Raw genomic sequence first — 8960 nt, 5'->3', positions numbered from 1 at the left:
GGTTCTGGGCTTCGCGGCAGCGCAGGATTTCGGCGCGGGATTGGCCGATCTGGCGGCGTGGCTCGCCGGGCAAACCGCAGAGGACCGGGCGACAGCGGCCCGCGAGGAACTCGAAGCACGCGGGCTGGTGGCATGACGGCGGGAGCCGCAAACCTGAGCGAGGGCGCTGTGGTGCTGGTCACCGGCGGCGCGGGCTTCATCGGATCGAACCTCGCCGACCGGCTGCTGGCGCGCGGCTGCCGGGTGCGGATCCTGGATTCGCTCGAGCGGCCGGGGGTCGAGCGCAACCTCGCCTGGCTCAGCGCGCGGCACGGCCCGCTGGTCGAACCGGTCATCGCCGACGTGCGCGATGCGGGAGCGATCGCGCTTGCGGTACGGGGCGTCGATGGCGCGTTCCACCTTGCCGCGCAAGTCGCGGTCACTACCAGCCTTGCCGACCCGGCTGCCGATTTCGCGGTCAATCTCGGCGGCACCTTTGCGCTGCTAGAGGCCTTGCGCCGCGAGCGCCCGGGCGCGCCGCTGATCTTCGCATCGACCAACAAGGTTTACGGCGACCTCGCCGACACCCCCTTCCGCCGCACCGATGCGGGCTATGTCCCGCGCGATCCCGCGCTCGCCCGGCACGGTGTGGCGGAAGACCGCGGGCTTGATTTCCACACGCCCTATGGCTGCTCGAAGGGCGCGGCGGACCAGTATGTGCTCGATTACGCGAGGAGCTTCGGGATGCCCGCCGCGGTCTTGCGGATGAGCTGCATCTATGGCGAGCGCCAGATGGGCACCGAGGACCAGGGCTGGGTCGCGCACTTCCTGCTGCGCGCGCTCGCCGGGGAGCCGATCATGCTCTACGGCGATGGCCATCAGGTGCGCGACATCTGCGACGTTGCCGATACCTGCGCGGCCTATATCGCCGCCTTCGAGCGGATCGAGACCATCACGGGGCGCGCCTTCAACTGGGGCGGGGGGGCGGACAACGCCGTAAGCCTGCTCACCCTTGTGGCCGAGATCAGGCGCATCCTCGGCACCGCGCCGCGGGTCGACTTCGCCGATTGGCGCGCGGGCGACCAGCGCTGGTTCGTCGCCGATACGCGGGCCGCCGATGCGGCGCTGGGCTTGCCTGCGCGCAAGAGCTGGCGCAGCGGGCTGGCCGATCTTGCCGCATGGCTGAGCGCCAACCATTCCGCGCCCGCGCCGCGCGTGCTCGCTCGTGAGAGTGCGGCGTGAGGGGTCTCGCGGAACGGCGCATCCTGATGACCACCGACGCGGTGGGGGGCGTCTGGCAGTATTCCTGCGACCTTGCTGGAGAGCTTGCCGCAGGTCGGTGCGAGGTGACGCTCGCGCTGCTCGGCCCGCAGCCGGATAAGGCGGCACGCGCGAACCTGCCCGCCGGGGTGCGGTTGATCGAGACCGGCCTGCCGCTCGACTGGCTGTGCGACGCGCCGGGTGATGTGCGCGCGGCGGCCGAGGCGCTGGCGCGGCTGGCTGGCGAGCTCGGCGCCGACCTCGTCCATTGCAATTCCCCCGCGCTGGCCGGTGCTGCGCACTTTCCGGTGCCGGTGGTGACGGTCGCGCACGGCTGCATCGCGACCTGGTGGCAGGGCGCGCGCGGCGGCCCACTCGACCCCGCGCTCGGCTGGCACGCCGACCTCGTGCGCCGCGGGCTCACCGTCGCCGCTGCCGCAGTCGCCCCGAGCGCGAGTTTCGCCGCGCTGCTCGCCGCGACCTACCGTCTGCCGCGCGCGCCCGTGGTGGTCCTCAACGGCCGTCCGCTCGCACCCGCTGTCGAGGGCGACGCCCACCGGCTCCACGTCGCGCTCGGCGTGGGGCGGATGTGGGACCCGGCCAAGAACGCCGCGGTGCTCGATGCGGCCGCCGGAAAGTGCGATGTCCGGGTGCTGGCGGCTGGGCCATTGCGCGGCCCGCGCGGCGAGCAGGCGCACTTCGCCCATGCGGTCGCGCTCGGCACGCTGCCCGGCGCAGCCCTTGCCGAGCTCCTGATGCTGCGGCCGGTGTTCGTTTCGGCCGCAAGTTTTGAGCCCTTCGGCCTTGCCGTGCTCGAGGCGGCTGCGGCGGGCTGCGCGCTGGTGCTGTCCGACATCCCGACCTTTCGCGAGCTGTGGGACGGGGCGGCGCTGTTCGTCCCCGCGCATGACGCCGCCGGGTTCGCCGCCGCGATCACGCGGTTGCACCGCGACCCTGACTTGCGCCGGCAAATGGGCGAGGCTGCGCATGGCCGCTCGGTGCGCTTCACCCCTGCCGCGACCGCGCGGGGCATGGCGGCGATCTACACCCCGCTGCTGGGCGCGCGCGCGGTGGCGGCATGAGGATCGCCTATTTCACCCACTCGCTCGCCTCGTGCTGGAACCACGGCAATGCCCATTTCCTGCGCGGCGTGATGGACGAGCTGGTGGCGCGCGGGCACGATGCGGTGGCCTTCGAACCGGCGGACGCGTGGAGCCGCGCGAACCTTGTCGCCGATCACGGCGCGGCGGGCCTGAAGCCTTTCACGGTCGCCTATCCGCGCCTCGCCTCGGTCAGCTACCGCGCGGGTGCCGATCTTGAAGCGCTGGTCGAGGGCGCGGACTGCGTGATCGTCCATGAGTGGAACGATCCGGCGCTGGTCGCCGCGCTCGGCACGCTGCGGAAGCGGGGCGCGCGCTTCCGGTTGCTGTTCCACGATACCCACCACCGCGCGGTCAGCGAGCCCACAGCCATGCGCGCCTATGATCTGTCGGGCTATGACGGGGTGCTGGCCTTCGGCGAGGCGCTCGCTGCGGTCTATCGCGGTTGGGGGTGGGGCGCGCGGGTCCACGTGTGGCACGAGGCCGCCGACATGCGCCGCTTCCACCCCCCTGCCGATGAAGGCCCTCGCGAGGGCCTGGTCTGGATCGGCAACTGGGGCGACGGCGAGAGATCAGCGGAGCTCGAGGAGTTCCTCCTCGCCCCCGCCGCCGCCGCAGGCCTGCCGCTCGATATCTACGGGGTGCGCTACCCCGCCGCCGCGCTCGCCACGCTCGAGCGATACGGTGCACGCTATCGCGGCTGGGCGGCGAACCCGCGCGCGCCGGCCATCTTCGCGCAAGCCCTGGCGACCGTCCACGTCCCCCGCCGCTTCTATGTCGAGGCGCTGCCCGGCATCCCCACCATCCGCGTGTTCGAGGCGCTCGCCTGCGGCATCCCGCTGGTCTGCGCGCCGTGGGACGATGCCGAGGGGCTGTTTGCGCCCGGCAGCGATTACCTCGTCGCCCGCAACGGTGCGGAGATGACCGCGCACCTCGAAGCACTCGCCAATGAACCCGACATGCGTGCGCAACTGGCCGCGCATGGCCTCGCGACGATCCGCCAACGCCACACCTGCGCCCACCGGGCCGACGAATTGCTGGCGCTGCTCGCCCCCCAAAAGGAGACCGCATGAATATCGCCTTCTACGGATCGAGCCTGTTGTCGGCCTACTGGAACGGGGCGGCCACCTATTACCGCGGCATCCTGCGCGCGATGGCGGAGCGCGGCCATAGCATCACCTTCTACGAACCCGACGCCTTCGATCGCCAGCAGCACCGCGACATCGAACCGCCGGTCTGGGCCAGGGTGGTAGTGTGGCCGGCCACGCCCGAGGGCCTCGCAAGCGTCCTTGCCGAAGCGGGTGCGGCCGATGTGGTGATCAAGGCGAGCGGGGTCGGGGTCTATGATCGCGAATTGCTCGAAGGCATTCTGAGCCATGCGCGCGGCGACGCGCTCAAGATATTCTGGGACGTTGACGCCGCCGCGACGCTCGACGAGATGCGCCGCGATGCCGCCCACCCGGTGCGCGCCGCACTGCCCCTGCTCGATATGGTCTTCACCTATGGCGGCGGCCCCCCGGTGGTCGAGGCCTATCGCGGCTTCGGGGCGCGGGACTGCGTGCCGGTTTACAATGCGCTCGATCTCACCACCCATGTGCCGGTTCCGCCCGACCCGCGCTTCGCCTGCGATCTCGCCTTCCTCGCCAACCGTCTGCCCGACCGCGAGGCGCGGGTGGAGGCGTTCTTCCTGCGGGCCGCCGCACTGCTGCCGCACCGCAGCTTCCTGCTCGGCGGCAATGGCTGGGAGGACAAGTCCATGCCGCCGAATGTCCGCGCGATTGGCCACGTCGGCACCGCCGACCACAACGCCTTCAACGCGACGCCGCTCGCGGTGCTGAACGTCGCGCGGGATTCGATGGCAGCGGTCGGTTTCTCGCCCGCCACCCGCGTGTTCGAGGCGGCGGGCGCGGCGGCCTGCCTCATCACCGACGCCTGGGAGGGCATCCCGATGTTCCTCGAACCCGACCGCGAGATCCTGGTCGCGCGCGACGGGCAGGACGTTGCCGAGCACCTCGCCGCGCTCACCCCGGCGCGCGCGCGGGAAATCGGCGCGGCGGCGCTCGAGCGTGTGCGTCACGAGCACACCTACGAACTGCGCGCGGTGATCGTTGACCGCGAGCTGCACCGCCTTGCCGAGACGCGGCGGGAGGTCGCGGCATGAAGCTGGTCGTCCTCGGGCTGAGCCTGTCGTCCTCGTGGGGGAATGGCCATGCGACCACCTTCCGCGCGCTGCTCGCCGCCTTTGCGGCGCGGGGCCACGAGGTGCTGTTTCTCGAACGCGACGTGCCCTGGTACGCCGCCCACCGCGATCTGGCCGAGCCCGGGTTCTGCCGCCTCGCCTATTACGACAGCCTCGCGGGGCTGGAGCAGTGGCGCGGCGAGATCGCGGCGGCGGATGCGGTGATGGTCGGCTCCTACGTGCCCGATGGCGTTGCGGTGGGCGCCTTCGTGCAGGACGCCGCGCGCGGAGTGACGTGCTTCTACGACATCGACACGCCGGTGACGCTCGCCGCGCTCGACCGGGGAGAGTGCGAATACCTCTCCTCCGAGGTGCTGGCGGGGTATGACCTCTATTGCTCCTTCACCGGCGGGCCGACGCTGGCGCGGCTGGAGCGCGACTACGGCGCCCGCGCCGCGCGGGCGCTCTATTGTTCGGTCGACACCGCACTCTACCGCCCGCTCGAGACGGCCAAGCGCTGGGACCTCACCTATCTCGGCACCTACAGCCCCGATCGCCAGCCGACCCTCGATCGCCTGCTGGTCGAGCCCGCCCGCGCGCGCCCCGACCTGCGCTTTGCGGTTGCCGGGCCGAGATACCCCGCCGAGATCGAATGGCCCGCCAATGTCGAGCGGATCGAGCACCTGCCGCCGTCCGAACACGCAGGCTTCTATTCGGCCTCGCGCTTCACGCTCAACGTCACCCGCGCCGATATGATCGCGGCCGGGCATTCGCCCTCGGTCCGGCTGTTCGAGGCGGGGGCCTGCGCGACGGCGATCATCTCGGACCGCTGGGAAGGGATCGAGACGCTGTTCGCCCCCGGCGAGGCGATCATCCTTGCAGACTCCGCCGTCGAGGTCATCGCCGCACTAGGCCGCCCGGCGCGCGCGATCGGCAAGGCCGCGCGCAAGGCGGTGCTGGACGGGCACAGCGCCGCAGCCCGCGCAGGCCAGTTCGAAGCCGATCTCGCAGCGGCCATCGCGGGACGCACCGAGACCAACAACAACGACAAGGCAGGCGCTGCCGACAGGAGAGCAATGGCATGACACACCGCGAAGATGGCTGGACGCTGGTGGCAGGCGGGGCGGGGTTCATCGGCTCGCACCTGTGCAGGAGGCTGCTCGATGCAGGCGAGCGGGTGCTGTGCCTCGACAACCTCCAGACCGCGCGCGTCGCCAATCTCGACACGCTGGCGCGCTACCCCGCGTTCCGCTTCGTGCGCGGCGATATCACCCATGGCCTGCCGCTCGCGGTGCTGCGCGAGGGCGCGGCGATCCGCCGCATCTACAACCTCGCCTGCGCCGCTTCGCCGGTGCTCTATCAGGCCGACCCCGAGCACACGATGCTCACCAATGTGGTCGGCACCGATAGCCTGTTGCGGCTGGCCGAAGAGGCGGGCGCGCGCTTCCTGCTCGCTTCGACCAGCGAGGTGTACGGCGATCCCGACATTCATCCGCAGCCCGAATTCTACCGCGGCAATGTCAGCTGCACCGGCCCGCGCGCCTGCTATGACGAGGGCAAGCGCGCTGCCGAGACGCTGACCTTCGACTTCGCCCGGATGGGCCGCGCCGAGGTGCGCGTGGCGCGGATCTTCAACACCTATGGCCCGCACATGCGGATCGACGACGGGCGGGTAATCTCCAACTTCATCGCCCAGGTGCTCGCCGGCGAGCGGCTGACGATCTACGGTGACGGCAGCCAGACGCGCAGCTTCTGCTATGTCGACGACACGGTCGATGCACTGATGCGGCTGATGGAGGCCGATCTGCCCGCGCTCCAGCCGGTCAATATCGGCAATTGCCAGGAGCTGACCATCACCGAACTGGGCGAGACGCTGGGCGAGGTCGCCGGCGTTCCGGTCAGGGTCGAAACCTGCGCGCTGCCGACCGACGATCCGCAGCGCCGCCGCCCCGACATCAGCACGGCGCGCGAATGGCTGGGCTGGGAGCCGGTCACCCCGCTCAGGCAGGGCCTGCGCCAGACCTATGCATGGTTCGCCGAGGAACACCGCGCGCTGCGGGTTCCGGCAGCCGCGGAATAGAGGACGCCATGCCCGAACAGGACACACGCGCAGCCACCCGCCGCCTGCCCCCGGGCGGCGGCGGGGCAGAGGAATTCATCGCGGTGCGCTGGAACTCGCTGGCGCTGCTAATGCTCTATGCCTGGCTGCTGACTGCGCTGGTGTTGCTGCTGCCCGACCTGTCGCACGCGCGGGTGACCGGCTGGCTCGCCCATCCGCTCAACACGCTGCTGATGGTGCTGCTGATCGCGGAGAGCTTCCGCCACGTCCGCTACGGACTCGACGAGCTGATCGACGATTACCTCCACGCCCCATTGGGCCGCGCGGTGGCGAAGGCGGCCAACAAGTCGGCCTGCATTGTCGGCGGAGTATTCGGCGTGCTGTGCGTGCTGCGGATCGCGTTTGGTGCTGCCTGAGAGCCAATTGCGTCATCCGTTAAGCTCCGCTCCGCTCAAACGCACCGGATGGCGGGCAGGGGGCAGCAGCGAGCTAATGCAGGATAGGAGCACTCCCGCCGGCCCGTGCGACACTGTGTGTCTTCCCCCCGCGCCAACTTTGCGGGTCGAAGCATACGGAAAGGCAGACAATGGCACAGGATCGCATATCCTCGTCCGGACGAATGACGCTGATGACGGCGCAGACCTCCGAGGGACAGGTTGACTACAGCTACGACCAATGGCGCCACGGGCAGATGCGGCAGATGGAGCAAAGCTACGCCCAGATGACCGGCGGAGCTCTGGCCAAGCCCGTCGCGGCCTGATCGCGCGGCACGAAGATGGAGCGTCGACGGCCTCTCGCCGTCGGCGCTTTTTGTTTGCCTGTCAGGCGTCTGCCGAAAAGGCGAAGACGATGCGGTGGCGGTATTCCTCGCCGGCGTCGAGCTGGATGGAGCCGAACGCAGGGCGGTTGGGGGTGTCGGGGAACATCTGCGGCTCCAGCGCGACCCCGTCGCCCATGCGGTAGGCCTGCCTCCTCTTGCCGATCAGACTGCCATCGAGGAAATTGCCCGAATAGAACTGCACCCCCGGTTCGGTCGAAAGCACCTCGAGCACCCGGCCAGATAGCGGGTGGGCGAGGCGGGCGAGGAGGCGCGGCGCGTCCGCGCGCCCGCGGGCGATCACCCAGTTGTGGTCATAGCCATGGCCGATGCGGATCTGGTCGTGGGTGGTGTCGCGCACCCGCGCGCCGATCACGCGGGGCTCGCGGAAGTCGAACGGGGTGCCCGCCACGCTTGCGAAGTCCCCGGTGGGGATCGCGGTCTCGTCGGTGGGGAGGAAGTGTTCTGCCGGAATGGTCAGCACGTGATCCATCGCTCCGCCGGGCGCACCTTCGCCCGCGAGGTTCCAATATGCGTGGTTGGTCATGTTCACGAGTGTCGGCCGGTCGGTGGTGGCCCGGTAGGTGATCACCAGCGCGCCATCATCGCCCAGCGCGTAGTCGGCAGTGATCTGCAATGTGCCCGGAAAGCCCTGGTCGCCATCCGGGCTGGTGTGGGCGAGGCGGACGAAGGGCGCAGGGTCCTCGCCGGTCTCGACGATTGCCCACAGCGCCTTGTCGAAGCCGCCGGGGCCGCCGTGGAGCGCGTTGGGGCCGTTGTTGGCGGGCACGCGGTACTCCTTGCCGTCCAGCACGAAGCGCCCGCCCGCGATGCGGTTCGCGACCCGGCCGACGCTGGAGCCGAAATAGGCGGGGTTGGCGAGATATTCGGCCAGTGTGGCATGGCCGAGCGTGACATCGGCGAGCTTGCCTTCGCGATCGGGCACGATCATCGACTGGAGCGCCGCGCCATAGGCGATCACCGTCGCCTGCATGCCCGCGGCGTTGACCAGCGTCACGGCCTCGACCGCGCGGCCATCGGGCAGGTGGCCGAACAGCCGACGGTGGGCGCCGGGGCGGAGACTCTCAGAGGGGGTTTCCTTCATCGTGCGCTCATTTATATGATAATAAAGCTGGGGCAAGCCATGCCTGCCTGTTCATGATCGAGGAGTGCCGATTGCGCAAACCTGTCCTTGCCGTTCTGGCCGCCCTCACCGCGGCGACGAGCCTCGCCTCGCCCGCCGCAGCGAAGTCGCCCGAGCCCTTCGTCCCGGTCTACCGCGCAAATTTCCCCGATCCCTTCGTGCTGCCCCACGAGGGGCGCTACCTCGCCTATGCGACCAATGCGGAAGCCGATCAGGCCAATGTCCAGATGGCGGTGTCCGAGGATCTGGTGAGTTGGGCGCCCTTGAAGGACGGCGCGCGGCTGCATGATGCGATGCCGGTGCTCCCCGTATGGGCGGAGCGCGGCTGGACCTGGGCGCCCGAGGTGATCGCGCTGGAGGGCCGCTACCTCTTGTTCTTCACCGCGCGCGAGAAGGCGAGCGGCCGCCAATGCACCGGGGTT

Annotated in this window: 10 protein-coding genes; 9 read left to right on the top strand and 1 reads right to left on the bottom strand. The window is 70.1% G+C overall.

Annotated features, from left to right (window positions below):
- Positions 1-132: 132 nt before the first annotated feature.
- From NBV68_RS14595 to NBV68_RS14560, 8 genes are all read left to right on the top strand, one after another.
- Positions 133-1221: an NAD-dependent epimerase/dehydratase family protein gene (locus NBV68_RS14595; RefSeq protein WP_296310952.1), complete on the top strand. Its 1089-nt coding sequence runs from the start codon at positions 133-135 to the stop codon at positions 1219-1221.
- Positions 1218-2321 (top strand): glycosyltransferase, encoded by a 1104-nt coding sequence (locus NBV68_RS14590; RefSeq protein WP_296310951.1) that lies wholly within the window; start codon positions 1218-1220, stop codon positions 2319-2321. Before NBV68_RS14595 ends, NBV68_RS14590 begins: the two co-directional genes overlap by 4 nt.
- The gene (locus tag NBV68_RS14585) at positions 2318-3412 is read left to right on the top strand and encodes a glycosyltransferase (RefSeq protein ID WP_296310949.1); all 1095 of its coding nucleotides are present in this window, start codon (positions 2318-2320) and stop codon (positions 3410-3412) included. Before NBV68_RS14590 ends, NBV68_RS14585 begins: the two co-directional genes overlap by 4 nt.
- On the top strand, positions 3409-4500 hold the full coding sequence (locus NBV68_RS14580) for a glycosyltransferase (protein ID WP_296310947.1): 1092 nt from the start codon (positions 3409-3411) through the stop codon (positions 4498-4500). Before NBV68_RS14585 ends, NBV68_RS14580 begins: the two co-directional genes overlap by 4 nt.
- Positions 4497-5603, top strand: a complete 1107-nt coding sequence (locus NBV68_RS14575) for a glycosyltransferase (protein ID WP_296310945.1) — start codon at positions 4497-4499, stop codon at positions 5601-5603. The genes NBV68_RS14580 and NBV68_RS14575 overlap by 4 nt, the downstream gene beginning before the upstream one ends.
- A complete protein-coding gene (locus NBV68_RS14570) occupies positions 5600-6598 on the top strand; it encodes an NAD-dependent epimerase/dehydratase family protein (protein ID WP_296310943.1) in 999 nt (332 codons plus the stop codon). Before NBV68_RS14575 ends, NBV68_RS14570 begins: the two co-directional genes overlap by 4 nt.
- An 8-nt stretch (positions 6599-6606) precedes the next feature.
- On the top strand, positions 6607-6993 hold the full coding sequence (gene sdhD / locus NBV68_RS14565; RefSeq protein WP_296310941.1) for a succinate dehydrogenase, hydrophobic membrane anchor protein: 387 nt from the start codon (positions 6607-6609) through the stop codon (positions 6991-6993).
- A 170-nt stretch (positions 6994-7163) separates the two neighbouring features.
- A complete protein-coding gene (locus NBV68_RS14560; protein WP_296310939.1) occupies positions 7164-7337 on the top strand; it encodes a hypothetical protein in 174 nt (57 codons plus the stop codon).
- A 61-nt stretch (positions 7338-7398) separates the two neighbouring features.
- Here the strand turns inward: NBV68_RS14560 and NBV68_RS14555 are convergent, their stop codons facing one another.
- Positions 7399-8499 carry an aldose epimerase family protein gene (locus tag NBV68_RS14555; protein ID WP_296310937.1) on the bottom strand — a complete coding sequence of 367 codons (1101 nt, stop codon included), beginning with the start codon at positions 8497-8499 and terminating at the stop codon, positions 7399-7401.
- A 71-nt stretch (positions 8500-8570) separates the two neighbouring features.
- Between NBV68_RS14555 and NBV68_RS14550 the strand changes: the two genes are divergently transcribed.
- The coding region (locus tag NBV68_RS14550; protein ID WP_296310935.1) for a family 43 glycosylhydrolase at positions 8571-8960 on the top strand (390 nt) is incomplete at its 3' end.

The sequence above is a fragment of the Erythrobacter sp. genome (genome assembly GCF_023653175.1).
Classification (GTDB): domain Bacteria; phylum Pseudomonadota; class Alphaproteobacteria; order Sphingomonadales; family Sphingomonadaceae; genus Erythrobacter.
Note: the sequence above shows the minus strand (reverse complement) of the source record. Positions and strands in the feature narration are given on the sequence as shown.

Excerpts from the sequence above, each read along its gene's own strand:
- NBV68_RS14595 (WP_296310952.1), top strand. The coding sequence starts at position 133 with ATGACGGCGGGAGCCGCAAACCTGAGCGAGGGCGCTGTGGTGCTGGTC.
- NBV68_RS14585 (WP_296310949.1), top strand. The coding sequence starts at position 2,318 with ATGAGGATCGCCTATTTCACCCACTCGCTCGCCTCGTGCTGGAACCAC.
- NBV68_RS14580 (WP_296310947.1), top strand. The coding sequence starts at position 3,409 with ATGAATATCGCCTTCTACGGATCGAGCCTGTTGTCGGCCTACTGGAAC.
- NBV68_RS14575 (WP_296310945.1), top strand. The coding sequence starts at position 4,497 with ATGAAGCTGGTCGTCCTCGGGCTGAGCCTGTCGTCCTCGTGGGGGAAT.
- NBV68_RS14570 (WP_296310943.1), top strand. The coding sequence starts at position 5,600 with ATGACACACCGCGAAGATGGCTGGACGCTGGTGGCAGGCGGGGCGGGG.
- sdhD (WP_296310941.1), top strand. The coding sequence starts at position 6,607 with ATGCCCGAACAGGACACACGCGCAGCCACCCGCCGCCTGCCCCCGGGC.
- NBV68_RS14560 (WP_296310939.1), top strand. The coding sequence starts at position 7,164 with ATGGCACAGGATCGCATATCCTCGTCCGGACGAATGACGCTGATGACG.
- NBV68_RS14555 (WP_296310937.1), bottom strand. The coding sequence starts at position 8,499 with ATGAAGGAAACCCCCTCTGAGAGTCTCCGCCCCGGCGCCCACCGTCGG.